The organism is Vreelandella halophila, assembly GCF_019903425.1.
Classification (GTDB): domain Bacteria; phylum Pseudomonadota; class Gammaproteobacteria; order Pseudomonadales; family Oleiphilaceae; genus Halospina; species Halospina halophila.
The window spans coordinates 1848948-1875936 of record NZ_JACHUZ010000013.1; the positions used below are offsets into that span (position 1 = coordinate 1848948).

At 60.9% G+C, this 26989-nt stretch carries 24 protein-coding genes and 1 pseudogene; 12 read left to right on the plus strand and 13 right to left on the minus strand.

Going from position 1 to position 26989, the window contains the following annotated elements:
* The 3 genes from H4I92_RS12935 to H4I92_RS12945 all read left to right on the plus strand — a co-directional run.
* Nucleotides 1–1117, plus strand: a 1117-nt coding sequence (locus H4I92_RS12935; RefSeq protein ID WP_077530984.1) for a pyridoxal-phosphate-dependent aminotransferase family protein, incomplete at its 5' end; no start/stop codon positions are given.
* Nucleotides 1114–2376, plus strand: a complete 1263-nt coding sequence (locus tag H4I92_RS12940) for an allantoate amidohydrolase (RefSeq protein WP_077530985.1) — start codon at nt 1114–1116, stop codon at nt 2374–2376. The genes H4I92_RS12935 and H4I92_RS12940, both read left to right, overlap by 4 nt.
* Before the next feature lie 2 nt (nt 2377–2378).
* The gene (locus H4I92_RS12945; protein WP_077530986.1) at nt 2379–4388 is read left to right on the plus strand and encodes a bifunctional 2',3'-cyclic-nucleotide 2'-phosphodiesterase/3'-nucleotidase; all 2010 of its coding nucleotides are present in this window, start codon (nt 2379–2381) and stop codon (nt 4386–4388) included.
* Here H4I92_RS12945 and mtnN read toward each other — a convergent pair.
* Nucleotides 4362–5213, minus strand: coding sequence for a 5'-methylthioadenosine/S-adenosylhomocysteine nucleosidase (gene mtnN / locus H4I92_RS12950; protein ID WP_218668215.1), 852 nt, complete (start codon nt 5211–5213; stop codon nt 4362–4364). The genes H4I92_RS12945 and mtnN overlap by 27 nt on opposite strands.
* Nucleotides 5214–5513: 300 nt before the next feature.
* Between mtnN and H4I92_RS12955 the strand changes: the two genes are divergently transcribed.
* Entirely contained in the window at nt 5514–6554 is a 1041-nt protein-coding gene (locus H4I92_RS12955; protein WP_077530987.1) for a purine-nucleoside phosphorylase, read from the plus strand.
* 202 nt (nt 6555–6756) lie between these two features.
* Here H4I92_RS12955 and H4I92_RS12960 read toward each other — a convergent pair whose 3' ends face one another.
* Genes H4I92_RS12960 through H4I92_RS12985 form a run of 6 tightly spaced genes read right to left on the minus strand, consistent with a single transcriptional unit; the run spans nt 6757 to nt 13548 of the window.
* Nucleotides 6757–8121: an 8-oxoguanine deaminase gene (locus H4I92_RS12960; protein ID WP_077530988.1), complete on the minus strand. Its 1365-nt coding sequence runs from the start codon at nt 8119–8121 to the stop codon at nt 6757–6759.
* Complete coding sequence (locus H4I92_RS12965; RefSeq protein ID WP_077530989.1) at nt 8114–8836, minus strand: TetR/AcrR family transcriptional regulator; 723 nt, start codon at nt 8834–8836, stop codon at nt 8114–8116. The genes H4I92_RS12960 and H4I92_RS12965 overlap by 8 nt, the downstream gene beginning before the upstream one ends.
* A 30-nt stretch (nt 8837–8866) precedes the next feature.
* A complete protein-coding gene (locus H4I92_RS12970; protein WP_077530990.1) occupies nt 8867–9943 on the minus strand; it encodes a BMP family ABC transporter substrate-binding protein in 1077 nt (358 codons plus the stop codon).
* A gap of 38 nt (nt 9944–9981) precedes the next feature.
* Nucleotides 9982–10905 (minus strand): ABC transporter permease, encoded by a 924-nt coding sequence (locus H4I92_RS12975; protein ID WP_077530991.1) that lies wholly within the window; start codon nt 10903–10905, stop codon nt 9982–9984.
* On the minus strand, nt 10902–12011 hold the full coding sequence (locus H4I92_RS12980; RefSeq protein WP_077530992.1) for an ABC transporter permease: 1110 nt from the start codon (nt 12009–12011) through the stop codon (nt 10902–10904). The genes H4I92_RS12975 and H4I92_RS12980 overlap by 4 nt, the downstream gene beginning before the upstream one ends.
* The gene (locus H4I92_RS12985) at nt 12001–13548 is read right to left on the minus strand and encodes an ABC transporter ATP-binding protein (protein ID WP_077530993.1); all 1548 of its coding nucleotides are present in this window, start codon (nt 13546–13548) and stop codon (nt 12001–12003) included. Before H4I92_RS12985 ends, H4I92_RS12980 begins: the two co-directional genes overlap by 11 nt.
* Between H4I92_RS12985 and H4I92_RS17185 the strand changes: the two are divergent.
* The 8 genes and pseudogenes from H4I92_RS17185 to H4I92_RS13020 form a co-directional block, all read left to right on the plus strand.
* Nucleotides 13508–14194: pseudogene (locus H4I92_RS17185) on the plus strand (2Fe-2S iron-sulfur cluster-binding protein); the annotation flags it as partial. The gene H4I92_RS12985 and the pseudogene H4I92_RS17185 overlap by 41 nt on opposite strands.
* Nucleotides 14195–14287: 93 nt before the next feature.
* Nucleotides 14288–15193, plus strand: coding sequence for an FAD binding domain-containing protein (locus H4I92_RS16940; RefSeq protein ID WP_245800909.1), 906 nt, complete (start codon nt 14288–14290; stop codon nt 15191–15193).
* On the plus strand, nt 15186–17513 hold the full coding sequence (gene xdhB / locus H4I92_RS12995; protein ID WP_077530994.1) for a xanthine dehydrogenase molybdopterin binding subunit: 2328 nt from the start codon (nt 15186–15188) through the stop codon (nt 17511–17513). Before H4I92_RS16940 ends, xdhB begins: the two co-directional genes overlap by 8 nt.
* Nucleotides 17510–18355: a xanthine dehydrogenase accessory protein XdhC gene (gene xdhC, locus H4I92_RS13000; protein WP_077530995.1), complete on the plus strand. Its 846-nt coding sequence runs from the start codon at nt 17510–17512 to the stop codon at nt 18353–18355. The genes xdhB and xdhC overlap by 4 nt, the downstream gene beginning before the upstream one ends.
* Entirely contained in the window at nt 18352–18870 is a 519-nt protein-coding gene (uraD, locus tag H4I92_RS13005) for a 2-oxo-4-hydroxy-4-carboxy-5-ureidoimidazoline decarboxylase (protein ID WP_077530996.1), read from the plus strand. Before xdhC ends, uraD begins: the two co-directional genes overlap by 4 nt.
* Nucleotides 18860–19198, plus strand: a complete 339-nt coding sequence (gene uraH, locus H4I92_RS13010) for a hydroxyisourate hydrolase (RefSeq protein ID WP_077530997.1) — start codon at nt 18860–18862, stop codon at nt 19196–19198. The genes uraD and uraH overlap by 11 nt, the downstream gene beginning before the upstream one ends.
* Before the next feature lie 5 nt (nt 19199–19203).
* Nucleotides 19204–20544 carry a guanine deaminase gene (gene guaD, locus H4I92_RS13015; RefSeq protein WP_245800911.1) on the plus strand — a complete coding sequence of 447 codons (1341 nt, stop codon included), beginning with the start codon at nt 19204–19206 and terminating at the stop codon, nt 20542–20544.
* Nucleotides 20544–21743, plus strand: a complete 1200-nt coding sequence (locus H4I92_RS13020; protein WP_077530999.1) for a urate hydroxylase PuuD — start codon at nt 20544–20546, stop codon at nt 21741–21743. The genes guaD and H4I92_RS13020 overlap by 1 nt, the downstream gene beginning before the upstream one ends.
* Before the next feature lie 28 nt (nt 21744–21771).
* Here H4I92_RS13020 and H4I92_RS13025 read toward each other — a convergent pair whose 3' ends face one another.
* From H4I92_RS13025 to H4I92_RS13050, 6 genes are read right to left on the minus strand one after another with little or no spacing between them, the layout of a single operon-like run.
* Nucleotides 21772–23085 (minus strand): MSMEG_0569 family flavin-dependent oxidoreductase, encoded by a 1314-nt coding sequence (locus tag H4I92_RS13025; RefSeq protein ID WP_077531000.1) that lies wholly within the window; start codon nt 23083–23085, stop codon nt 21772–21774.
* Nucleotides 23082–23369 carry an MSMEG_0570 family nitrogen starvation response protein gene (locus tag H4I92_RS13030; RefSeq protein WP_077531001.1) on the minus strand — a complete coding sequence of 96 codons (288 nt, stop codon included), beginning with the start codon at nt 23367–23369 and terminating at the stop codon, nt 23082–23084. Before H4I92_RS13030 ends, H4I92_RS13025 begins: the two co-directional genes overlap by 4 nt.
* 2 nt (nt 23370–23371) lie before the next feature.
* Entirely contained in the window at nt 23372–24352 is a 981-nt protein-coding gene (locus H4I92_RS13035) for a sll0787 family AIR synthase-like protein (RefSeq protein ID WP_077531002.1), read from the minus strand.
* Nucleotides 24352–24906 (minus strand): MSMEG_0567/Sll0786 family nitrogen starvation N-acetyltransferase, encoded by a 555-nt coding sequence (locus H4I92_RS13040; protein ID WP_077531003.1) that lies wholly within the window; start codon nt 24904–24906, stop codon nt 24352–24354. Before H4I92_RS13040 ends, H4I92_RS13035 begins: the two co-directional genes overlap by 1 nt.
* Nucleotides 24896–25996 (minus strand): MSMEG_0568 family radical SAM protein, encoded by a 1101-nt coding sequence (locus H4I92_RS13045; RefSeq protein ID WP_179105708.1) that lies wholly within the window; start codon nt 25994–25996, stop codon nt 24896–24898. The genes H4I92_RS13040 and H4I92_RS13045 overlap by 11 nt, the downstream gene beginning before the upstream one ends.
* Nucleotides 25935–26972 (minus strand): Nit6803 family nitrilase, encoded by a 1038-nt coding sequence (locus tag H4I92_RS13050; protein WP_077531004.1) that lies wholly within the window; start codon nt 26970–26972, stop codon nt 25935–25937. Before H4I92_RS13050 ends, H4I92_RS13045 begins: the two co-directional genes overlap by 62 nt.
* Nucleotides 26973–26989 lie beyond the last annotated feature (17 nt).

The window sequence follows — 26989 nt, forward strand, 5'->3', positions numbered from 1 at the left end:
CCCCGCCATGACCAGCTGCATGAATGAGACCATGGCATTGTACCGGCGGGTCTTTGAAACCGAGAACGAGTGGACCTTCCTTGTCGACGGCACCTCACGAGCTGGCATTGAGGCCGTCCTGGTTTCCCTCCTGGAACCCGGAGACAGGGTGCTCGTACCGATATTCGGGCGTTTCGGGCACCTGCTGACAGAGATCGCGGGACGGTGCGGTGCCGAAGTCCACACGATCGAGGTGGAATGGGGCCGTGTGTTCGAGCCGGCCCAGATCGAGGAGGCCGTACGCCGCGTCAGGCCGAAGCTGGTGGCACTGGTCCAGGGCGATACGTCCACCACCATGCTCCAGCCCCTGGAAGCGTTGGGAGCCATCTGCCGGCGCTATGACGCGCTTCTTTACTGTGATGCGACAGCCTCCATCGCCGGCAACGCCCTTTACACGGATGCCTGGGAACTGGACGCGGTATCCGTAGGGCTCCAGAAATGTCTTTGTGGCCCTTCCGGCAGTGCGCCGTTGACGCTGGGGGAACGGGCCGTCTCAGCGATCCGTGAGCGCCAGCACGTTGAGGCGGGTATCCGCCATACCGGCCACGGCGAGGGGCGGGGGCAGCGGATCAGCTCCAACTATTTTGATCTCGCCATGATCATGGACTACTGGGGGGAAGAGCGCCTTAACCACCACACTGAGGCGACGACCATGCTCTACGGGGCTCGGGAATGCGCCCGCATTCACCTTGAAGAGGGGCCGGCGAATGTCCGCAAGCGGCACCGCGTGAGTGGCCTGGCCCTGGCTGAAGGCCTGGAGGCGATGGATCTCGAACTATTCGGTGATCAGGGGCACCGGATGAACAACGTGGTTGGGGTCCACATCCCTCAGGGAGTGGATGGCGATCAGGTAAGGTATTCCATGCTCTCTGATTTCGGCATCGAGATCGGCACCTCGTTTGGCCCCTTGCATGGGCGCATCTGGCGAATCGGGACCATGGGCTACAACGCGCGACGGGACGCGGTTATCCAGACCCTCGCGGCGCTGGAGGCGGTCCTGGGGCTGGCTGGTCACCGGCTGTCTCCCCAGGCTGGAGTAAGGGCAGCCTTGGCCCGGTTCAGCGGGGAAGAGCTATGAACTGGGTCCCCGAACTCGCTTATGGGGTAATGGAGCGCTGCGACGAACTGGCCGCCATCACCAGCGAGCCGGGCCGCATTGATCGCTATTATCTGACGCCTGAGCATCGGAGGTGCAGTGACCTCCTGGCTCACTGGATGAAAGCGGCAGGCATGACGGTTTGGGAGGACGCTGCCGGTAATCTCTGGGGCCGTTATGCTGCAGCGACCGACACCGCGCCGCCAATCCGGGCCCTGATTATGGGCTCCCATCATGATTCCGTTCCCAATGCGGGTCGATACGATGGGCCACTGGGCATACTCACCGCTCTGGCAGTGGTTGAGTATCTAAACCAGGAGGATATCCGTCTTCCGTTTCACGTGGACGTTGTGGCGTTTGGTGATGAGGAAGGTTCCCGCTTTGGAACAACTCTCCTTGGAAGCTACCCGGTAGCCGGGCACTGGCAGCCGGAATGGTGGGAACTGGCCGATCGCGGGGGGGGCACACTTGAGCAGGCTTTCCGGGACTTCGGGCTGGACCCGGCACGGATCGGATCCTGCGCCAGGGATCCGGAGGAATTGCTGGGATATCTGGAACTGCATATTGAACAGGGTCCGGTACTTGAACACGGTGGCCATCCTCTGGGGGTTGTAACCGGGATTGCGGGCGCCAGACGCTTTACGGTGACCCTGGAGGGCGAGGTCGGGCATGCGGGTACCGTCCCGCTGGCGCTGCGGCGGGATGCCCTTCTCGGGGCTGCGGAAGCGGCGCTTGTCGTTGAGCGGGTGGCCCGCGAGCAGGAGGTAATGGCGACCGTGGGTCGACTGAACGCTGTCCCTGGGGCGGTCAATGTCATTGCGGGAGAGGCTTGCTGGTCACTGGATCTGCGGGCTACTGACGATGAACGCCGTGACCAGGCTCTCAGACTTATCCGGAGTGAATCCAATCGGCTCTGCGAGGAACGCGGTCTTGTATCCTCCTGGCGTGAGACCCACAGCGCACCGGCGGTTGCTTGCACCACGAGCCTCCAGAGCCATCAATCCAGGGCTCTCGAGGCAATGGGGCTGGAACCCGTCCACCTTCCCAGCGGTGCCGGTCACGATGCCATGGCGATGGCACGGATCACGGATGTCGGGATGTTTTTCATACGGTGTGCGGGAGGAATCAGCCACCATCCGGATGAATCGGTGATGACCACGGACGTTGGCCTCGGTATTGAAGCTATGGTCCGTACCCTGCTCAACCTGGCCCAGAGTAGCGCCAACCCGGAGGGAAGTTGAGGATGACGCGCCGATACACAGTGAAAACAGTTTTCGTCCTGTTCCTGGGGCTGGGGAGTCTGGCTGCCGCAGAGACCAGTGACCCCACCGTTAGTCTGCGCGTTATGGAAACCACCGATATCCATGCCCACATCATGGATTTTGACTACTACCGTGACAGCACAACTGCCCGCTTTGGCCTGGTTCGCACGGCATCGCTGATTGAGCAGGCACGCAGTGAGGTGGCCAACCATGTGCTCGTGGATAACGGGGATCTGATCCAGGGCAGCCCCCTGGGTGACTATGCCGTCAAGCAGGATCTGCCTGAAGACGGTACTCATCCTGTCTACCAGGCAATGAACCGGCTTGATTATGCGGTGGGCAACATTGGGAACCATGAATTCAACTACGGTCTCGACTTTCTCAGGAAATCCCTGGAGGGCGCAGAGTTTCCCTACATCAATGCCAACGTGGTCGATCCGGACTCCGGGAAGCCGGTGTTCACACCCTACCGAATACAGAAGCACGAGGTTGTCGATGAACGGGGCAGGCCGCATGAGCTGTCGATTGGTTACATCGGGTTCGTACCCCCTCAGATCATGGATTGGGATCGCCAGCACCTGAAGGGGCGTGTGGAAGCGCGCGATATTACCCGCACTGCTGAAAAATGGGTGCCCAGAATGAAGGAAGCCGGTGCCGACGTGATTGTGGCAATCCCGCACTCCGGCCTCTCTTCCGACCCATACCGGGCCATGGCGGAGAATTCGGTGTATTACCTGTCGGAGGTCGAGGGCGTTGATGCCATTGCCTTCGGCCATGCGCATGCGGTTTTCCCGAGTGACGAGTTTTCGGGGATCGAGGGCGTTGATGCCGAGCGCGGTACCGTCAATGGTGTCGTGGCCGTGATGCCCGGGCGTTGGGGCAGTCACCTGGGCATCATGGACCTGAAACTCACCCGGAAAGGGGATGAATGGAAGGTCGTTTCCGCCCGTTCCGAGGCCAGACCGATCTTTGATGACCGGAACAACCAGGCCATCGCGGAGCGCGACCCTCGGGTCGCTGAGGCCGTCTCGGATGCTCACGAGTCGACCCGGACCTTCGTTAACCGCCCTATCGGTGGGATCAACGACCCGATTTACAGTTATCTCGCGCTGGCACAGGACGACCCCACGGTTGAGCTGGTTAACCGCGCCCAGCGTGCCTATGTGAGGCATTATGTTGAGGGCGATCCGGATCTGGACGGCCTGCCGGTCCTCTCCGTGGCCTCGCCGTTCAGGGCAGGGGGAAGGGGCAGCAGCCCTGAAGCCTATGTAGAAGTGGCCGAAGGGGAAGTGAACTATGGTGATGTAGCTGCGCTCTACCCATTCCCGAACCGGCTGGTTGCGCTTCGAATCAGTGGCGCAGAGCTCAGGGAATGGCTGGAATGCGCTGTATCGCTCTATAACCGGATTGATCCGGAAGACGCCGGTGCCCAGGAACTGATTAACCGGGAGGCATTCAGGACCTACAATTTTGACGTGTTCGAGGGGGTTCACTACCGCGTGGACGTGACCGAGCCGGCGCGCTATGACGGTGAATGCAACCGGGTAAACCCTGGCTCGCAACGCATCCGGGCCCTGCGGTTCCAGGGGGAACCCGTGGAACCGGATCAGACGTTCCTGGTAGCTACCAATAATTATCGGGCGTTTGGGGGGGTCTTCCCGGGCACGGGTGAGGCCAGTGTGGCGTTTGAGTCCCCGGATGAGAACCGCACCATCGTCGCGGATTACATCAAGCGCCAGAGTCGGTCCGGGAATGGCGTTGACGCAGAAGCGGACCATAACTGGCATCTGCAGAGTATTGCGGACGCCCCGGAACTGACCGTCACCTTCCGCACGTCACCGGGGGAAAAGGCGCAGCGTTTCATTGAGGCGAACAGCTATTACCCCATGAGCCAGGTAAAAGAGAATGGCGCGGGGTATGCCGTTTATCGCCTGGATTTGGCAACCCCCGCTAAATCCGAGGGGTCAGAGGTGTCTGATCAGGTGCAGTGAGAAATAAGCGGCCTGGCGGGCGGCAATGGGACCGAGCCTGAGGTAATCGTCATTGGGTTCCTCCTGGGCCAGGTTGCTGCCAGAGCGCACGATCAGGTAGGGAACCCCCAGCGCCTCGCTCACATGACCCAGCGGGGCAGATTCCATCTCCATGATGTCCGCGTCGAACCGGTTTCTCAAAAGGGTCAGCCGTTGTTCTGTTACACCAAACAGGTCTGAGGAAACCACGACACCGAAATCGACTCTGTTGGTGTAGGTGCTGCCGTTGGCTTCCACTTCGCGACGCTCATAGGTCGCCATGGCCTGCTTGGCCTTCTCAAGCATCCGGTCGCTGGGACTGAATGCATTCTTCACCTCGTTGCCATCGATGGGGCCGTTCATGGGGCGGTAGGTCATGCCCTCGCTGGTGAGGCTCCCATAGTCATGTTCATGGGTGTGCGTGGCGACGATGACATCGCCGGTACGCAGATCCTGGTTGACCCGGGCGCCAGTGCCGGTCATCAGAACCGCACGGGGCTTGAACTCCTTTATGAAAAGCGTGGTCGTCATGCCGGTGAAGGTCTTACCGATGCCGGTAATGGCGACGACAATGGGCTTACCGTGAAGTTCACCCTCCCAGTAGGGGATGCCCCAGAGGCTCTTCTTTTCCGCGTCCGTCATGGCGTCCGTAAGAACCGGGATCTCCTGGGGGACAGCACCGAGAACCACGATGGTATCGGTGGGTTCATAGTGGGGGTAGCGCTCTTCGGCCCCCACCAGCGACGGGCACAGCGTGAGGACCAGCATGAATGCCGTCACTGCGGCTGACCGCAATGGTTGTGACATGGGGATCTCCTTTGATCCGTGGTTGGGCCCCTGCACGCTGCAACATCCATACCATTAATCTGAAAGCCTGGTTGCATGGTCAGGAAAAGGGGATTGGTAATCGGAGTGCCCGATCATGGAGCCTATCCGTCAAGTGCGCCCATTACTGGTTCAATATTGAGGATTTAATGAAGGGCTTCAGGATTCATTCAGTACGGCCTTACTCGCCTATTGCTGCGTTCCGTTGTTGTTTTTCGATAAAATTATCCAAATGGACAGGATTTTGCATAGGGAGCTGCGTGTTTTAAAAAGGAGCGTGTCATGATCCGTACCAGGTTTTCCCCGCTGTTGGCAGCGGGTCTTATAAGTGTATCCACCCAGGGTATTGCCGCGACTGAGATCAAGGCGGTCGTCGTAACCCATTTCGAGAATGGTGATATCAACGGCGAGGAATCCGGTGAATACCATCGCTGGGTCCAGCGACTGGATCTTGAGCCTGTGGACTTTCCGCTAGGCCAGTTTGATCTGCATCTCAATGATGAAGGAATACTGGCCATATGCACCGGCGGTGGAGTGACCAACGCGACCGCTTCCATTATGGCTCTGGGCCTGGATGAACGCTTCGACCTGTCCGATGCCTACTGGCTGGTCTCGGGGATTGGCGGTGGTGATCCCGAGGATGTCTCCCTTGGGACCGGGGTCTGGGCCCGTCATGTGGTGGACGGCGATCTCCTGTACGAGATTGATGCCCGGGAAATGCCTGAGGACTGGGCTTATGGCCTGATTCCACTGGGCGCCGAGGAGCCCAATCAGGAAGCGACTGGTTGGACCGTTGACACCATCTCGTTCGACCTCAATGGCAGCTTGGCTGAGTGGGCCTATGATCTGACCCGTGGCCATGCGGTCGGGGATACGCCCGCCATGAAGGACTTCCGGGCGATGTACGAGAATTACCCGGAGGCCCGGAAGCCACCGTCAGTGGCGCTGGGAGACACCCTGAGCGCCAGTACCTATTGGCACGGCGACTATCTGAATGACTGGGCCAACGACTGGGTGAAGCTCCAGGCCGGCGACGATGCCAATATGGTAACCAGCAACATGGAGGACAGCGGCACTCTGACGGCTTTGCATCGCCTGGCCCGTGAAGACCTTGTGGATCCCGAGCGTGTGATGGTCCTGCGGACGGTGAGCAATTACACCTTCCCACCCGATGATAAGACGGCAGCCTGGAGCACAACCGCGCCTTACCCGGATAACGGGGAACCCGCCTATGAAGCGGCTTTTCAGCTCGGTAACCGGGTGGTTCAGACTCTGGTAGATGACTGGGACCGGTACCAAACGAACGTTCCAGGAACTGACTAAGGGATGGGCCCATGCGAAAAGGATTGTGTTGTGCTGGACTGTTCAGGCGCTGGGACGGGAAGCCCCGTTCCCACCTTGATGCGGCGACCGCTGGCACCCTGGTTCCCAGGCCAGGCGCGTCGCCGGTGACAGTCTGCCTTGAGACGGATCCGGACCGGGTCTTCCGTGGTTTCCGACGTGTTTTGAACGATGTCTATACGGATTAGGCTGGAGCGGCGCGCCGGATGAGGCGCTCCGCGGCCTGCTTGTGGCGTGCCATGATCTCGTGGATATCATGATCCACGAGCCCCCCATTTCGGACTTTCCATCCCCCGCCCACCATGACGTGATCGGCCCTGTGGGCGCCGCAGAGCAGTAGGGCCGCCAGGGGATCGGCGTGGCCCGAGAAACGGGGATCATCCAGGCTGAACAGCGCCAGGTCCGCCTGTTTCCCGGGGGCCAGTTCGCCCAGTTCCGGGCGGCCCAGGAGTTGGGCACCCCCGGTGGTAGCCAGGGCGAGCGCGTCCAGGTGACTGAACTGGTCCGCGCCATAGGTGAGTTTCTGCATCAGCATCGCCTGGCGCGCCTCCTGAATCATATTGGAACCGTCGTTGGATGCTGAACCATCTACGCCGAGTCCCATTCGCACACCGGCGCGGTGCATGTCGCATCCCCGGAAATGGCCGGATCCCAGCAGCATATTGGAGGTGGGGCAATGGCAGACGGCCGTCCCCGAGTTGGCGATACGCCGGATTTCGTCGTCAGTGAAGTGGATTCCGTGCGCGAGCCAGGTGCGTGGGGTCAGCCAGCCCACATCCTCGAGGTACTCAAGGGGGCGCTGACCATGGGACTGGATACAGAAGTCGGTCTCATCCCGGGTCTCACCCAGGTGGGTATGCAACAATACATCGTGCTCTTCGGCCAGATGGGCGGTGTCGCGCATCAACTCCGGCGTCACGGAAAACGGGGAGCAGGGGGCAAGGGCAATCCGGCACAGCGCCTCCGGCTCGGGGTCGTGATAGGCGTGAATCAATCGCGCGCTTTCCGAAAGAATGACCGGTTCGGGCTCAATCACACTCTCCGGGGGGAGCCCGCCGGCCAGCTCCCCAAAACTCATGGAACCTCGTGTCAGTGTCACGCGGGCGCCCATACGCTTTGCCGCAGACACCTGGACATCAATGGCTCTAGGGATCAGCTGGCTGAAGACGTAATGGTGGTCCGCTGCGGTCGTACAACCCGAAAGCAGCAGTTCCGCAAGCGCCAGTTCCGTTGCGGCGTGGATGGCGTCGTCGTCCAGATTCGCCCAGACGGGGTAGAGACTTTCCAGCCACGGAAACAGGGGCTTGTTCAGGGCGCGCGGTAAGGCGCGGGTTAGCGTCTGGTAGAAGTGATGGTGGGTGTTGATCAGCCCTGGCAGCAGGACATGGCCGGAAGCGTCGAAGGTGTGTGCGTAGTGGCAAGAGGGTTCATGTCCGGCTGGCACGAGTTCCCGGATTCGGCTGCCCTCAACGACCAGACCGTTATCGGCATTTGCCCCATTGCCCGTCCAGCATGCCGCCGGGTGTCGCAGCCACAGGGTCTCAGTCATGGCTGCCACTATCCTCCTGATGGATGGAGAGGGTGGGGCCTGGGTGCTGGGGTGGTTCCAGTCCGCATCCGCGCAGGATGATCTGGCTCAGGAAATCGGCGATCCCCTCGATCATTTCGGGTTCGTATTCGGCCCGATTCATGATGGTGAGGACCTGGATGTCGAAGTCGGCATAGTGCTGGGTAGAGGCCCATATCAGGAAGATCAGATACATCGGGTCCACGCGGTTCATGCGGCCCTGTTCCATCCAGGTCTCCATAACGCTGACCTTGTCCCGGACCCACTGGCGCATCTGGGTCCGCATGTAGTCACGCAGATGAGGCGCGCCCTGAATGACTTCCATGGCAAAGAGTTTGGACGCCCGGGGGTGCGTGTAAGACAGCTCCACCTTCCGTCGGATGAAGCTGTCCAGAACGGTTGCGGGGTCATCCTCCACGCGGACTTCGTCCAGCAGGTCGTTCCAGAGCCTGACCTGTTTCTCAATGACGGCGATGTAGAGATAGGACTTGCGCTTGAAGTAGTAATGCACGTTGGCTTTGGGGATGCCGGCCCGGTCGGCGACGGCCTGGATGCTTGTTCCGGTATACCCCTGGCGCACGAACTCCTCTTCGGCTGCCGCGATGATGTTGGTCAGGTTGCGATCGCGGATCCGCCCCGCCCGGTACTTGCCGGTCGGGGTCTCGTTGGGGTCGAAGTCTTTGCTGCGTTCCAGCATTTATTATCCGTTTTGTTTTGTGGGTGTCTGTCAGTTAGGAAGTTTGCCTTTGATACCCTCAACATACCAGTTGATTTCAAGCAGTTGTCCATCACTCAGGGATTCCCCCTCGGCAATGATTTCCTCGCCGTCCTGGTTGCGGACTGGCCCCTGAAAGACTTCCCGGTCGCCGTTGATGATGGCGTTACGGTGTTTGCTGATCCGTTCAGTCACGCTTTCCGGGATGTCCGGGTGCATGGGAGCCATTTTTACTACGCCCTCTGAGAGCCCATACCAGATCGATTTCGACTCCCAGCTACCGTCAAGCACTGCCTGGATTTTCTCACGATAGATCGGCTCCCAGTGCATCATTACCGAGGTGAGATGGGCGTCGGGGCCATAGGATTCCATGTTCGAGTTGTAGCCAATGCCGTAGACGCCCTCATCCTGGGCGGCCTGCACGACTGCCGGCGAATCCGCATGCATGGTCAGCACGTCTGCATCCTGGCGGATGAGGCTAGAGGCCGACTCGCGCTCCTTGGCTGGGTCATGCCAGGAATTGATCCAGGAGACCCGTACCGAGGCATCCGGGTTGACTTCGCGGACCCCGAGCGTAAAGGCATTGATGCCGCGCAGCACTTCGGGGATCGGGAATCCGGCGACATAGCCGATGGTATCCGTCTCTGTCATGGCGCCCGCCGCCATACCCGCGAGGTAGCGTCCCTGGTAGGCCCGTGCTTGGTAATTGCCGACGTTCTCCGCCGTCTTGTAGCCGGTAGCGTGCTCATACCGGACATTGGGGAATCGCTGGGCTACTCGGATGGTCGGATTCATATACCCAAAAGAGGTTGTAAAAATAAGGTCATGGCCATTGGCCGACAGGTTGCGGATGACGCGCTGCGAGTCCGAGCCCTCGGAAACGCTCTCCACGTAGTTGGTTTCAACCCGGTCACCGAATTCCTTGTCCACGATCTGGCGGGCGCGGTCGTGCATATAGGTCCAGCCGGCATCCCCAATGGGGCTGACATAGACAAAGCCTACTTTCAGGGGGGCATCCTCGGCCTGTAATGGTGCACTCCAGAAAAGGGCGGCCGCCAGGCCCAGGCTGATCAGGGTTGGTGCTTTCATTGGTTGATCCTCCGTCAGTCGATGTCGTTGTGAACAGACTATTTCTGTGGGTAATAGGGTTGCCCCAGTGAGCGGGGCGCCAGCTGGGCGGTGCCGGCGCGCTGCATCATCATGACCAGGGCAATGATGGTTGCCAGGTAAGGAAGCATGCCCAGCAGGTTCGGGGATATGTCGTAACCGAAGCCCTGGAGTACCAGGTGCAGGATGCTGGCGAATGCGAACAGCCAGGCCCCGACCAAGACCCGCCCGGTGCGCCAGCTCGCGAACACGACCAGTGCCAGCGCGATCCAGCCGCGCCCGGCCGACATGCCTTCAGTCCACATTGGGGTATAGGCCAGCGACAGGTAGGCACCGGCCAGGCCTGCCATGGCGCCACCGAACATGACCGTGGCGTAGCGTACCAGCAGGACTCGGTAGCCCATGCTGTGCGCCACGCCGGGGTTCTCGCCGACCGCACGGATGATCAGCCCCACGCGCGTACGGCTCATGACGTAATATATGGCGGCGAACAGAGCAAAGGAGCCATAGACCAGCATGTCCTGGGCGAAGAAGGCTTTGCCGATAACGGGAATGTCATGGAGCAGCGGAATTGGCCACTCATCCAGTCCATCAATGGACAGGCCCACATAGTCGACGCCCAGGAAAGCGCTTAGGCCAGTTCCAAAGATGGTCAGGGCCAGGCCGGTGGCGATCTGACTGGACACCAGGCTGATTGCAATGACCGCAAAGATCAGTGAGAAGAGGGCGCCGGAGGCGAGCCCACTGGCTACTCCGATGAGCAGGCTGTCGGTTGTGTAGGCACCAATGAAGGCGCAGACGGCGCCCACAAGGATCATGCCTTCCTGCCCGAGGTTCAGTACGCCGCTGCGCTCTGAAATCATGGCACCCAGCGCCACTAATAGGAGTGGTGTGCCGGTCCGGATCGTGGCGAACAGGATGTTTTCGATAATGTCTATACTCATGAGCGCGTCACCTCCCTGACGGGGGTGTTGGACAGGTTAGGGGGCTGGCTCCTTATAGGCGCCAGCACAATCCGATGGGAGATCAGGAAGTCGCAGGCCAGCAGGAAGAACAGGAGAAGCCCTTGAAAGACGCCGGTGATCGATTTCGGCAGCCCCAGGGTCATCTGGGCATTCTCGCCGCCCAGATAGGTCAGGCCGAGCAACAGGCTCGCGAGCAACACCCCCAGCGGGTGCATCCGGCCCATGAACACGATAATGATGGCCGTGTAGCCGTAGCCCAAAGCCAGGTTGGTGGTTAGTTGCCCAACCGGGCCGTTGACTTCGGAAACGCCCGCCATTCCCGCCATACCGCCGCTGAAAAGCAGTAGTATCCAGATCAGCCGGTTGCCGTTGAATCCAGCGAAGCGGGCAGCCTGGCGGTTCTCGCCCATAACCCTTGTCTGGTAGCCAAGAAGAGTTCGGTTCAGGACCGTCCAGACCACCGCCAGCATGAGAAGGGCGATGAGGATGGCGATCGTGACCCGGTATTGACCCCAGAGTGTCGGCAGCAGAGTCTGGGGACTGAACAGTTCCGACTCCGGAAAGTTATAGCCTGAGGGACTTTTGAGGGGGCCATGCACACTCCAGAGAAGAAGCTGGATGGCGATGTAGTTGAGCATGATGGTGGTCAGGATCTCGTGGGCCCGGAACCGGGTCAGTAGTATGGCGGCGATGCCAGCCCAGGCCATGCCTGCGAGCACCCCACTTGCGATCACTACCGGGAGAACCCAGAACCCCTGGTAATCGGCAAGCTGAAGCGAGACTGCACCCGCGATCAGGGCACCGAAAACGAACTGGCCCTCCGCCCCGATGTTCCAGACCTTGGCCCGGAAACACAGGGTCAGGCCGGTTGCACAGAGCAGCAGGGGCGTCACTTTCACGAAAAGCTCTGACAGCCCATAAACCGTCGAAATCGGTTCTATGAAAAAGGCATGCAGGCTGGCGAGAGGCGCTTTTCCAAGGGCGGCAAAAATGGCGGCGCCGGTTGTGAGTGTCAGCCCCAGAGCGAGTAACGGAGAGAGATAGCGCATTGTGTGTGATGGCGTTGGGCGGGCTTCAATGCGCATGTTGACCCCCTTGCGTCTGTGAGGCGCCGAACGTCCCTGCCATCCATTGACCCAGGGTTTCCATCGATACCTCATTGCCGGGTTTCAAAGGGGAAAGTTGGCCGCCACAGATGGCGCCCACGCGATCGCATAGCAGGTAGAGTTCGTCCAGGTCCTCTGTGAGGATTAGTATGGCCGTGCCCTCATCGCGCAACCGCGCCAGCTCCACATGGATCCGGTTGGCGGAACCCACATCCACCCCCCAGGTGGGGTAGAAGCAGACGAGCACCTTCGGCGCCTGGGCGATTTCGCGCCCGATTATGAATTTCTGGAGGTTACCCCCGGAAAGGCTGGCTGCCGTGTCATCAGGCCCGGATGCTTTGACCTGGTAATGCTGGATCAACTCCCGGGTGCGCTCCGTCAGTGGTCGCCAATGGAGAAAACCGTGGGCGTCGGAATCCGTGACATAAGCGGTGAGGAGCCGGTTCTCAGTAAGGGACATGGCCCCTATTGAGCCGCGTCCGAGCCGGTCCGCGTGAACGGTCGCAAGGCCGGCCCGTCGCCGGGCCAGGACGCCTTCGGCGGTCATATCACGACTATCCAGTAGCAGCTTGCCTGCGTCAGGGGGGAGTTCACCGTTGATGAGGTCAACAAGTTCGTCCTGACCATTGCCAGCTACCCCCGCAATACCGGTGATTTCGCCGGCCCGGAGCGTGAGGTCGATGTTATGGAGCGCAATGGCGAATGCTCCCCCAGGTGAGACGGACACCCCTTCAAGTGAGAGCCTATCGTCACCTGGTGCGCCAACCCCCATGCTTTTCTCAATATGCAGGTCGTCCCCCAACATCATGCGTGATAGCTGTTCCGACGTTGTCTCCGCCGGGATGCAGTTGCCCGTTACTCTGCCGCCTCTCAGGATGGTGGCGCGATCGCAGAGCGTTCTGACTTCCTCCAACTTGTGGGAGATGAACAGAATGCTGCAGCCCTCTCTCGCCAGCTGCTTGAGTACTTTCACCAGGTGAGTGACCTCGCCAGGCGTCAACACGGCCGTGGGCTCGTCCAGAATCAGCAGTTGGATCTCCTGCAGCAGGCAGCGCACAATCTCTACGCGTTGCTGCTCCCCGACCGAGAGCGTATGGACATGCCGGTCAGGATTGATATCAAGCCCGTACGCCTCGCCAACGCTCAGGATCCTGTCGCGGAGGCGGCGGAGGGAGCCGTATTCCTGCCGTGGAAGATAGAGGGCGATGTTCTCCGTCACGGTCAGGGTCTGGAAAAGTGAAAAATGCTGGAAGACCATGCCCATGCCAAGCCTGCGTGCATGAGCCGGCCCCTCGATCAGGGTTTCCCGGTCGTTCCAGATGAGCTGGCCGGCATCGGGTTTGACCACCCCGTAGATGATCTTCATAAGGGTACTCTTGCCCGCCCCGTTCTCCCCCACCAGGGCGTGGATCTCACCGGGTTTTACGGTCATTTCCACCCCGTCGTTGGCAATGCAGCCGGGGTAGGCCTTGGTGATGCCCACCAACTCCAGACGTCTCGATGCTGTTGCTCCCATAAAACTGACCACCAGGACAATACACTCCGGTTCTGGAAGCAATCTATGTGCCAGCCCCTTCGCATCATCCGTCCTGGGACTCTTTTTTAATAACCTGTCTAGTTGGCCAAAAATTTGCAGAGCACAGGATGGAAAACAGTCATGGGACTGCGATTGGAATCATTGCGTGGGGGATCGTTTCGTGCGCCTCAAGGTCAACAACCGCCTTTACGACAGCGGCGATGAAGCCCCGGACAGGACACTTCTGGCATTTCTCAGGAACCAGTGTGGGCTGACCGGGACAAAGGAGGGATGCGCGTCCGGAGACTGTGGCGCCTGCACCGTCATGGTCCATGATGAACGTGGGGAAAAACCCCGTTCCTATACAGTAAATAGCTGCATATGCCCTGCTGAAAGTCTTAGGGATCAGTCTGTTACAACCGTAGAAGGGCTGGGTGGCGATGGCGTCCACGGAGAGCTTCATCCGGTTCAGGAAGCCATGGTGGCATGCGACGGCTCCCAATGCGGTTTCTGTACGCCGGGGTTTGTGATGTCGCTGGCCACGCTTCATGAAGAGGTGCGGGATAAGGGGATGCCAGAGCATCCCAGGAAGGCGGTCCTTGATGCCATTTCCGGGAACCTCTGTCGCTGCACAGGTTATCGGCCGATTGTTGAGGCCGGAATCCGAGCCCTCAATAATCCTGACTTTTTGACCAGGAATGGAACAGAGCCGGTGAGTGGTGCACCGTTATCGGGCAGCATGGAAGCCCCAAACGAGCCGTGTTCGTTCTGGCAGCCGGGGACAGAAGCCGAACTCCAGGGCCTTCTGTCGGCTAACCCCGAGGCCCGGCTGGTGGCAGGGGGAACCGACCTGATGCTTGAGCACACCCAGCTTTTCAGGCGCTTACCCAAGCTTATTGATCTCAACCGGGTCGAGGCGTTGCGGAGGATCGAGCTCGGGCCGGAGCACATCGATATTGGCGCCGCTGTCACCTATACGGAAATGGAGACTGCATTTGCGGACATTGCCCCGGAACTGGTCCGAATGCTTGAGCGTCTGGGGTCCCGACAGATCCGTAATCGCGGGACCATCGGCGGGAATATCGGCAATGCCTCCCCGATTGCCGATATGCCCCCGTTTCTGCTGGTGATGGATGCCGAGCTGGTGATCCGGGATGCCAGGGGAAACAGCCGAACTGAACCTCTGTACGAATTCTATCAGGACTACAAGCAGACAACACTGCAGCCAGGTGAGTACATCGCCCTGGTCCGGATCGATCGGCCACGGCCCGGCCAGTGGCTTCGCCTACACAAGCTTTCAAAGCGTTACGAGGATGACATCACGACCGTCATGGGGGCTTTTCTGTGGGATGCCGAGACCGGGCTGCGCGTGGCTTACGGGGGTATGGCCGCGGTGCCCGCAAGGGCCTGGCGATGCGAGCAGGTGATCAATTATGGAGGAACAGCGATCCCGGCATTGGACGACCTCACGATAGAGCGGGCCTGTGCGGCGTTGAATGAAACGTTCTCTCCCATCGGGGATGTGCGGGCTTCCGCCGACTATCGGCAAGCGATGGCTGCCAGCCTGTTGGGCCGCGCCTGTCGTGGGCTCAAAGCATTTGCCAGCGGCGAGGAACCCGAAGAGGAGCTGCATCATCATGGCTGAGCAACCGGAAAGGGCGGCTGGCAAAGCCTCCCCCCACGAGTCGGCGCGCAAACACGTCTGTGGCAGTGCCCGCTACATCGATGATCTGCCGGTGATGCCGGGAATGGCTCACATCGCTACGGGCCAATCACCCTACCCGCACGCCCGGATCACGCACCTGGACCTTGAGGATGTGCGTCGCTACCCCGGCGTGCTTGATGTTGTCACCCAGGCGGATATTCCGGGAAAGGTGGATGTCGCACCCGTATTCGACGGTGATCCCCTGCTGGCTGGAGAGGTGGTTGAGTTCGTTGGGCAGCCCGTATTCGCGGTCGCCGCGGTGAGTATGGAGGTGGCGCAGCGCGCGGTGGCCGAAGCCCGGATTGGCTACGAGCCGCTGCAGGCGCAGCTATCAATCGAGGACGCGCTGGCGGCCGATGCGCACGTACTTCCACCCCATGAGATGCGTATGGGCGACGTTTCCACTGTGATCTCGGCGGCTCCCCAGCGTCTTAACGGGGAGCTCTATGTCCGTGGCCAGGAGCATTTCTATCTTGAGGGGCAGGTTGGTCAGGCGGAGCCGACCGAGGATGGGGGGATTCACGTGATCGCTTCCACCCAGCATCCGACCGAGATCCAGCATTTGGTCGCGGAGGTCCTCGATATCCCTTTTAACCGGGTTGTCGCGGAGGTCCGGCGTATGGGAGGCGGTTTCGGCGGCAAGGAAACCCAGGCAGGACCGATTGCCTGCATGACGGCCCTGTTCGCCCATCGGCTCGGGCGGTCGGTGCGTTACCGGATGCCTCGCCGCGATGACATGGTCCAGACCGGTAAGCGTCATGATTTCCTGAACCGCTGGAGCGTGGGGTTCGATGACCAGGGGGTCATCCATGGGCTGGACCTGATGCTCGCCGGCAAATGCGGCTATTCCGCGGATCTTTCCCAGGGAATCGTGGACCGTGCCATGTTTCACGCGGACAACGCCTATTTCCTCAACACAGCGCGAATCGAGGGGCTGCGATGTCGTACCCATACGGTCTCGAACACCGCCTTCCGTGGGTTCGGCGGACCCCAGGGCATGATGGCGATTGAAACCGTAATCGAGGACATTGCGCGCGCCATCGGCCAGGATCCGCTGGATGTCCGGAAACGGAACCTTTATTCGCCCGGACGGGATGAAACCCCTTACGGCCAGACGGTAGAGCAGCACGTGTTGCCGGAACTGGTGGAGCGGCTTGAAGCGGACTCGGACTACCGCGGTCGCCGGGCGGGGATCGGGGCGTTCAACCAGAAACATCGCTATCTGAAGAAGGGGCTGGCTCTGACGCCTGTGAAGTTTGGGATTTCATTCACGGTCAAACACCTTAATCAGGCGGGCGCTCTGCTGCAGCTTTACACCGACGGCAGCCTGATGATCAATCACGGTGGCACGGAGATGGGGCAGGGCCTGTTCACCAAGGTCCAGCAGGTGGTCGCCTCCGAGTTCGGGGTTTCCCGAGACCAGGTGATGGTGACCTCGACCCGGACCGACAAGATTCCCAATACCTCGGCCACGGCGGCGTCCTCGGGAAGCGATCTCAATGGCATGGCGGCTCGGGATGCCTGCCAACGGGTCAGGGAAGCGCTCTGTGAATTTGCGGCTTCGGAATTCAGGGTTGAGCCTGAGGCTGTGCGGTTTGAGCGAGGGCTTGTCGTAATCGGGGAACGGGAGTGGACACTGGGCGAGTTTGCCGAGCTTGCCTATACCCATAGGGTCCCGCTGTTCGCGACCGGCTTCTACCGGACCCCCAAGATCCACTATAACCGCGAGGAGGGCAAGGGCAGGCCCTTTTTCTACTACGCCAATGGCGCTGCGGTTTCCGAGGTAACGGTGGACACCGCGACCGGTGAGTATCGGGTGGAAAGAGTGGATATCCTGCACGATGTGGGGGATTCCCTGAATCCGGCCATTGATATTGGCCAGATCGAAGGAGGATTCGTCCAGGGTATGGGGTGGCTGACCACAGAGGAGCTCCTCTGGGACAAGCAGGGCTGCGTCATCTCCAACAGCCCGTCCAACTACAAGATACCGACTGCCGGCGACGTACCGGCGGATTTCAGGGTTTCCCTCTACGACCGGCCGAACAACGAGGAGACCATCTACCTGTCCAAGGCAGTTGGCGAGCCGCCGCTCATGCTGGCCATCTCGGTCTGGGCGGCTCTGAGAGACGCCTGTGCCGCCACCACCCGTTATCGTTTCAGCCCCAGACTTGATACACCTGCCACACCGGAGCGTGTTTACTGGGCCTTGAGGGAGTGCGAGACCTTCAATCGGGAAGGGGACTCAGGGGGACACGGATGAATGTCACATCCTGGCATCAGGCCATAACCCAGTGCATGCACGCAGGCCATGCATGTGTGATCGCAACCGTGGTCAATACGCAGGGATCGACCCCCCGTGATGGCGGAAGCAAGATGGTGATCACTGCCGATCAGACCTACGACACCATCGGAGGGGGTCGATTCGAGTTGCTGGTGACGCAGAGAGCCAGGGAACTGCTGGCGGCGGGTCAGGGCTGTCAGCGTCTGGAGCCCTTTCCGTTGGGAGCCCAGGCGGCGCAGTGCTGCGGTGGCAATCTGACGGTCATGCTTGAGTGCATTCCTGCCCGGGACTGGCAGGTGGCTGTATTCGGGGCCGGGCATGTGGGGCAGGCATTGTTGGGCATCCTGGCTGGTCTCCCCTGTCAGGTTACCGTAGTGGACTCCCGCCCTGAACTAGCGCCTGAATCGATGCCTCCCAATGCCCGCATGGCCATCGACGACAATCCCGTGAGCGCACTGGATACCCTCCCTGATAACACTTGGGTCATTGTGTTGACCCATGATCACGGCCTGGATTTTTCCCTTTGCTGTCGGTTGCTTACTGACTATCGATGGTCATTCACGGGGCTGATCGGCTCGCGGACCAAGGCTGAGCGGTTCCATGCTCGATTGTCGCGTGAAGGGTTCAGTGACGAGGCGATACGTCGTATCCAGTGCCCCATTGGTCTGGAGGGTGTTGAGGGCAAATACCCCATGGAAGTAGCGGTTTCCATCGCCGCACAGCTGCAGTCGCTTTACTACCAGGATCATGGACGCCCAACCGGCGCATCCACGACCTGGCGTGAGATCAAGTCGGTGCTGAATGGAGAACAACTGGGATGACGCTGAATGAACTCAACGCACTTTCACAGAGGGCAGCATTCGATGTGTTTCATGGGTGCTGTCACTGCCAACGGTGGGCTACGCGCATGGTCCTCTCCCGGCCCTTTGCCAGTATCCCAGTTCTTTTGAACATGGCCGATGAGCTTTGGGCTCAGTCTTCGCGGGCCGAGATTCTGGAAGCGTTTTCCGGGCATGCCCGTATTGGGGATATGGAAGCGTTGCGGGAAAAGTTCTCCGGCGCAACAGGCCGTGAACAGGGTCAGGTTTTGGAGACCAGTGAGGCAACGCTTGAGCAGTTGCACGAACTCAACCTGCTGTACGAACAGCGCCACGGTTTCATCTTCATTATCTGCGCTACCGGCAAGTCGGCAGACGAGATGCTGGCCGCCCTGAAGGCTCGGATTGATAACCCCACGGGTACCGAAATCATCAATGGAGCCCGGGAGCAGGGCGCCATCAATCAGTTGCGCCTTCAGCGCGCTCTGTCGGACACAGGAGAAGGCCATGACGAGTAAAGCCTCCATCAGCACCCATGTTCTCAATCTGGGCACCGGACGTCCGGCGGCTTGTGTCAATGTTGTGCTCTACGGCCCCGATGGTGGGGTTCTGTCTCAGGCCACCACGAATCCTGATGGCCGGGTGGGTGAGTGGGGCACCGATTTCGAACTGGTACCCGGTGAATACCAGCTGGTGTTCGAGGTGGGTGACTGGTTCAAGGCACGTGGCGAAGACAGTTTCTATTCCCGCATACCGATTGCATTCCGGATTGAGCGTCCGAATGAGCACTATCACGTGCCACTGCTGATGAATGCGTTCGGCTATTCCACCTACAGGGGAAGTTGAGCTTCATGGGGCATCAACAGATGGGCACTTCGTTCAGGGCCTTCCGGGCACCAATACTGCACTTTACGGCAAGGCCGGATCCCGTGTCGGGCGGTGGCTATGAGTACTTCCCTGATGGGGTGCTGGTGGTGCGTGATGGGCATGTCGAAACCCTTGGAAGCGCTGCTGATCTCAGTCGGCAGGGCCTGGCGCTTGAGCAGTGTGAGTATCACCCCGACAAGCTGCTGATGCCGGGTCTGATTGACCCGCATATCCATTATCCGCAGACGGGGGTGATTGCTTCCTATGGGGAACAACTCATCGACTGGCTCAACCATTACACCTTCCCCGCTGAACAGGCGTTCCGGGACCCTGAGCATGGACGGATCCGGGCTAGTGAATTCCTGGACCTCCTCCTGGAGAGCGGTACCACAACGGCCATGGTCTATACGACCATATTCCCGCAGTCCACGGAGGCTTTCTTCGAAGCCGCTCTTGAACGCAATCTCAGGATGATCGCGGGCAAGGTGATGATGGACCGCAACGCGCCAGAGGGGCTGCGCGACACCGTGGCCAGCGGGGTCGCGGATACGCGCAGCCTGATTGAGCGCTGGCACGGAAGGGGGCGTCTGGATTACGCCGTTACACCCCGGTTTGCACCAACCAGCTCGCGCGAACAGCTGGCCGCTGCCGGCCGGCTGCTGCGTGAATACGAGGGGGTCTATCTCCAGACGCATCTGTCCGAGAACAGAGGCGAGGTTGACTGGGTTGGGTCGCTGTTTCCGGAAGCCCGGGACTATCTGGATGTCTACGATAGCTACGGGTTACTGGGCCCGAGGAGCGTTTTCGGGCACGGGATCCACCTCAGCGAGCGGGAGCGTGGGCGTTTGGGGGAGACTGGATCCCGGATTGCCTTCTGTCCCACATCCAATCTTTTCCTCGGAAGTGGCCTTTTCGATCTCGCTGCAACGGAAGAAGCGGGTATTGGGGTGGGGGTAGCCACTGACGTCGGTGGAGGAACCAGTTTTTCCCTTCTGGAGACGCTGGCCGAGGCGTACAAGGTGCTTCAGCTCCAGGGTCAGCCATTGCACCCACTGATTGGTCTTTACATGGCCACGCTCGGCAATGCCCGAACCCTCGAGCTGGATGATCGTATTGGCAACTTCGAATCGGGGAAGGAGGCTGACTTCATCCTGGTCGATCCTGGTGTCTCGCAGGTCCAGAAACAGCGCCAGGACAGGGCCCGGAGTCTCGACGAAGTCCTTTTTGCACTGATGATGCTCGGAGACGAACGCAATATTGCCGCGACCTATGTTCAGGGAGTGCCTGTCTTCCAGCGCGACCCACTGGAACGGGAGAGTGCCTGATGCAGGGGATGATGCTGGAGTGGCTGAATGCAGGATTCCGACTTTTTCACGTAGTAGCTGCCATTGCCTGGATCGGGGCTTCGTTCTACTTCATCTGGCTTGACCTGAGCCTGGAGGAACCGCCCCGCAATAAACGGGACCGGGGGGTTAAGGGGGATCTTTGGTCGATCCATGGTGGGGGTATCTATGAGATCAGCAAGTACCGACTCGCTCCGCCCCGCATGCCCGAGACCCTCCACTGGTTCAAATGGGAAGCCTATACGACCTGGCTGACAGGGTCCGGGCTGCTCGTGCTGCTCTATTACGTCCAGGCCCAGTCCTATCTGGTTGGCAACGGTACCTGGCTCCAATCGCCAGCGGCCGCCATTGGCGGCAGCATCTGTTTTCTCGCAGCAGGCCAGTTGGTCTACGAGATCCTCGTTCGCAGTGCGCTTGGCCGGAGGGCAGGCACCCTGGCAGTGGCGCTACTGGTAACGCTGAGCCTGGCGAGCTGGCTGGTTTTCCAGCTTTTCTCGGCGCGTGCTGCCTACATTCACATGGGGGCCCTGATCGGTACCTGGATGGCGGGCAACGTCTTTTGGGGCATTATTCCCGCACAGAAGGCTTTTGTCGCGGATGTCGGTGCGGGACGGGAGCCTGATCCGGAGCGGGCGCGCTTCGCCAAACTGCGTTCGACGCATAACAATTACCTGACACTCCCCGTCGTATTCGCGATGCTGAGCAATCACTATCCCTTCCTTTACGGCGGTGAGTATGCGTGGTTCTTGTTAGTGGTTGTCGGTGCTCTGCTGGCCTGGATTCGGCATTTCTTCAACCTTCGACACCAGGGGCAAAGCCGACCTGGCGTTCTGATTGGAGCCGGGCTGGCACTGGTATGTGTCGCGCTCCTGACCGCTTTTGCGGAGCATGGACCAGGCGTCGCCGAAACGAATGATGGTATGGCCGCCTCGCTGGTCAGTCGTGATTCTGCAAGGGCCATGGTCGCCGAGCACTGTTCGGGGTGTCATGCGAGAGAGCCCACCATGGGAGGGTTCCAGGCGCCACCAGCGGGCCTGGTTTTCGAATCGGAGACTGACCTGCTCAACCACCGGAGCCGATCCCTGACGGCGATCAGCTCCGGGTATATGCCACTTGGAAACCAGACGGATATGAGCAAGGAGGAGCGGGGCCGGCTGCTCCGGTGGCTCGAAAGCCAGTAAGGGGCAGCGTTGCTGGTGTCTCGGGCGATTAAGCCCGAATGGCCTCCTGCTCGGAAGATGATACCTCTGTGGCAGCCTCTGCACGGTTGGCAATAACCTCCACGATGTGGCGTGCGTCGTCGCCAACCGAGGCAAAACGCCCTGACCCCCAGGTGTGCAGCCAGGGTAGACCAAGAAAGTAGGCGCCCGGCGTTGGCGTAACGCCACGCTGGTGCACGGGTTCCCCGGCGCCGTCGAAAACCGGGAGATGGACCCAGCTGAAATCGCTGTGAAAACCGGTGGCCCAGATAACGGTGGTGATGCCGGTGGCTTTCAGGTCCAGTTCCCTGGGTTCGCGTTCCGGCTCCCAAACGGGGCGGTATTCGGGCTCCGAGGGCGCCTGGATGTCGTTCTTTTCGATGTAGCGGTCAATGCTCTCGCGGATCCGGCAGTAGGTGTCATCCGCCGCGTCCAGGTTCTGTTTGAGGTCCTGCCCGAAGATCAGGTGGGTTCCGTTGCGGATGTTGGCAACCCGTCCGTAGAGCTGCATGCCCTCCAGGGCGAACCGGCGCAGGTCGATCTCGCGTCCGCCGTCACGGCCGGTCATGTAGTGGTTGGCCTTGTGGCGTAGATCCCAGGCCGGTTCCGGGTGTTCCTCCACGCTCACGTCGTAGGTACCCATGCGTTCCAGCCAATCCACGGAATCACGGCCCCGGTACCAGCGCGGCGCCCGGGGTGCCCGGCCTACACAGAGGTGAACGCGGCGTCTGGCCAGGTGAAGGTCCTCCGCGATCTGGCACCCCGACTGGCCTGTGCCGATGACCAGGACCTCGCCGGCGGGCAGAGCTTCGGGGGACTTGTAGTCGGATGAATGCAACTGCTCAATGGACGTTGGCAGGCGTTCGCTGAGCCTTGGCCAGTTGGGGACGTGATAGCCGTTGACCGCCATGACCACCTGGTCTGCGGTAAACCTTCCCTCGGTGGTTACCAGCTCGTAGCCTCCGGAGTCTTGCTGTTGCAGGGTCTCAACCGTCACACCCTGAAGCAGGGGCGGTTTGACGAAGGCGGCATAGCGTTCGATGTAATCAACGATGGCATCGCGGGGCATGAAGCCGTTCGGGTCATTGCCGTCATAGGGAAAGCCCGGGAGCCGGCACTGCCAGTTCGGCGTTACCAGGCAGAAAGAGTCCCAGCGGTTGTTGCGCCAGGCGTGGCCCACCGAGTGTTTTTCCAGCACCAGGTGCCGGATGCTGTGCTGCTGGAGCCAGTAGCTGGCGGATAGGCCGGCCTGGCCGCCGCCGATCACGATGACGGGCCAGTGGATCTGGTCACTTACGGGGGCAAAGGGCGTCTGCCGAGTCATGATTCAAACTCCTCCACACGGATTATGGCATCCGTCTGATCAAGAAAGGGTTGGGCGGTGATTTCCAGTGTTTCGAGCTGGTCCGCCGCACTGCTACAGGCATAGCCGTATTTCTGGCGAACACGCTCACCGGCCTGCGTCAGCGCCTGTCGGCTGCGTTCCAGAAAATCGGTAACGGGGTAATCAGTGTGCGGCGCCAGGTAATCCCGGATGGCCGTCGATGGCGAGTAACACCGGGTCACGTGGTTATCGGGCCAGCGGACGTGAAACCAGACCTGGGGCATGGTTAGGCTCCTTGTTCGGGGGTAACGGTTGGACACCCCGTAAGAGGTGTCTGGTGGAAGTCCCAGATCCCACGCTCACCCTCGTTGTTTCGAAGCCGCACGGTTCGGGTGGCGTCACAGGTGCCGATACGCGCACACGCAATGTCCCTTTCAGCGAAACGTTCGATCACGGCTTCCTCATGTTCCGGGGCCACGGCGAGAAGAAAGCCGTAGCTCGGGAAGGTGTGTACGAGCCAGCGTATGGGGTCCGTGGATTCCGGCATCGGGATATCGTCGATGTAGAGGGTGGCGCCAACGCCTGAGCTTTCGAAAAGCATCAGGGCGGTACCGATCAATCCGGCCATGCTGATGTCCTTTGCCGCACGGCACAGGCCGGCTTCCGCGATCTCCGGCAGCAGGGCGAGATCCTGACGCAGGCGTTGCGGGTCCTGGCCTGAGCTGGCATCCCAGTTGGGCCAGGGTTCGTGGTAGTGGCCCCGCAGGTCGATGGCGGCGAGCAACCGGTCGCCGGGGGCAGCATCAAAGCTGGTCAGCAGTTGGCGGGCCCGGCCGATGATGGCCACTGCCAGCTGTTCCCCGTCACTGGCCGTGCTGCTGTGGCCGCCCACGACGGGCAGGTTGTAGACCCTGGAGGCCTCCATCATGCCCTCGATAATGGGCGTCATGTGTTCCTGGTCCCGGCTCCAGATGGCGTCGGCCACGGCGGTTGGGCGACCGCCCATGGCAGCGATATCGCTGATGTTGACAAGAACCCCGCAGTAGCCAGCGAAATGGGGCTCTTCCGCAACCAGGGTGTTCAGGAAGCCTTCCATCGCGAACAGCAACCAGCCGTCGCCATCCGGAATCGCCGCGCAGTCATCACCGAGTCGGATAGCACCGGATTCGGCGCCATGCGGGGCCAGCCGCTCCATCACCGGCGCGATGTCGGCCTTCCCTGCGATGCCAGGGCTGGCATGTACGGCCTCAACCAGCGCATCAAGCATCAGGCGACCCGGTGGCTGGTGGTGACAATGCCCAGCTCGCTTGCCACGCAGGGCGGGTACTGGGCCAGATCGGCTTCCATAAGGGCGTGGGGCCGACCGCGTACATCGATGGTTTCAAGTGCCTGCCAGTGCAGGGACTCGAATAGTGGCACATTGCGCTGCTGGACCTGGGCCAGAAAGCGAGTGCAGCCCCGCGCATGGGCCGTACCCACCGCAAGCCGGATGAGTTCGGTGCCAAGGCAGGCCATGCGGCGGAAGCCGTCGGCCACAGCCAGTCGTGAGCCGTACCAGAGACCGGGGCTGGCCTCGTGGATTCTGACCGTCCCCACGACCTGGTCCGCCATACCGGAGTACCAGGAAAGGGCTACGATTGGCTGGGCGTGGCGGTCGACTTCATCCCTGTCGGATTTGTTGAACAGGCCCTGCTCGACACAGAAAACCTGGTGTCTCAGGGCCTTCGCCTGGTCGCGCTCCCAGTGCTGGTGGGCCAGCCTGACGGTATAGGCGCCGGGGCGGAAGGGAACCACCGTGTTGTCGGGGGTATCAGGTAACATCGCTGATCGACTCCTCTTCATAGGCGGACAGGGATGAACAGGCCCCACACCGGCCGCAGCCGGCCTTGATCTCGCTGGAATGGAGACCTGCCTCGGAGAGCATCCGGCCCAGGGGCTGCAGCAGCTCGTGCATGAAGGTCGGGTCCGGTGACGGATGGTCTTCAAGCGGTGTGCCCGTTATCGGGACGAAGGGCACCACGAAGGGGTAGACCCCGAGTTCGATCAGCTTTTCACTCATCTCGAGTATCGCCTCCCGGCTGTCGCCCAGGCCCGCGAGGATGTAGGTGCTGACCTGGCCGCGCCCGAACACCGCCACGGCTTCCTGGAACGCCTCGAGGTACTGCTCCGGGGTGACTTGGGCCTTGCCCGGCATGATGCGTTCGCGGACCTCGGGTGTAACGGCTTCCAGATGCATGCCCAGCGAGTCGACGCCTGCGGCCTTAAGGCGGCGGAACCAGGCGGGGTCATCCGGGGGCTCGCATTGGGCCTGGATGGGAATGTCCACGGCGGATCGCACTGCAAAGGCGCTCTCGCAGAGTACGCTCGCGCCCCTGTCAGTGAAGTTGGGTGTGCCGGTCGTCATCACCATGTGTTGAACGCCGTCCAGGTCCACCGCTGCCCTGGCCACTTCCGCCAGCTGCTCCGGGGACTTGCGCTTGATGGTGCGGCCCTCTTCGAGGGACTGGCCAATGGCGCAGAACTGACAGGACGTGCTGCGCTGGTTGTAACGCACGCAGGTCTGTAGAACCGTCGTAGCCAGGACATCACTCCCATGGAGCTGGGCGATTTTCCAGTAGGGAATACCGTCCTCAGTCTGTCGCTGGTAGAAGAGCGGTTCGTGGGCGAACTCAATGGTCTTGAGGGATTCGCCGCCGCGCGTCAGGTTACCGTCTCCGTCGGTGGCAAAGGGGGATTCCCGGGCCAGCTCCGTGTGTATGGGAACCATCACGGTCTGGCCGTCCACCGTTACCGCCTTGTGGTCCGATGGGCCGGCACCACCACGGCGGCTGGGCGCCCCGGTTTCCGTTTCAACCAGGCGCAGGCCCTGTGACTGTAGTTCCGTCAGGAGCTTCTGGTTCGGATTGCTCATGGCGTGTTTCCTCCGGAATCGGATGGTGGTGTGACGCCCCGGTTACTCCACGGGTCACGGTGTCCTGGCAGCAGTCGTTCATCCAGAGCTGCAGCAGCTCGGGGCGTGCGTAGTGGCCAACGGAGTCCATCATGCGCTTGCGCTTGGTGATCAGGTCCAGGTTGATCGTTGCCGTTACCCGGCCGGGTCCATCGCGCAGTGGCTCGGTGGCATGAGAGCCGTCGGGCTGGATGATGGCGGTGTAACAGCCACCGGAAATGCCTTTCTGGAGTTTGGCGTCCTCGGTGACGCTGGCGATCTGGTCCGCGTCCAGCCAGGCCGTGGCATTAACTACGAAGCATCCGCTCTCAAGGGCGTGGTGGCGCAGGGTCACTTCCTGTTGTTCGGCGAAGATGGGGCCGACGAGCGACCCCGGAAACTGGCTGCAGTGGATCTGCTCGTGATCCGCCATCAGGGCATAGCGGGCGAGCGGATTGTAGTGTTCCCAGCAGGCCAGTGCCCCAACACGCCCGACGGTTGTGTCCACTGCGTGAAGCCCGCTGCCATCACCCTGACCCCAGACCATGCGTTCGTGGTAGGTCGGGGTGATCTTGCGGCGCTTGAGCGCGATGCGCCCATCGGCATCGAAGACAAGCTGGCAGTTGTAGAGGGTGCCGTGGTCGCGCTCGTTCACCCCGAGCACAACCACCATGCCGTGTTTGCGGGCGGCGCCCGCCACGGCGTCGGTCACGGGGCCCGGGACCGTGGGCGCGTGCTCGTAGAGGGCCAGGTGTGCCGGACCCATGGCCATGGGTGGCATTACGAAGGACCAGTAGGGGTAGTACGGGATCGCGGTTTCAGGGAACACGATCAGTTCCACCCCGTCCCGGGCCGCCTCGGCAATTTCCTCAAGCACGCGCTCCACAGTCCCGTCCGGTGAATCGAGCACCGGCTGCAGCTGGACGGCGGCGACGCGCACGGTCTGCGGTTCGGCCATCGTCTTGCTCCTTTGCG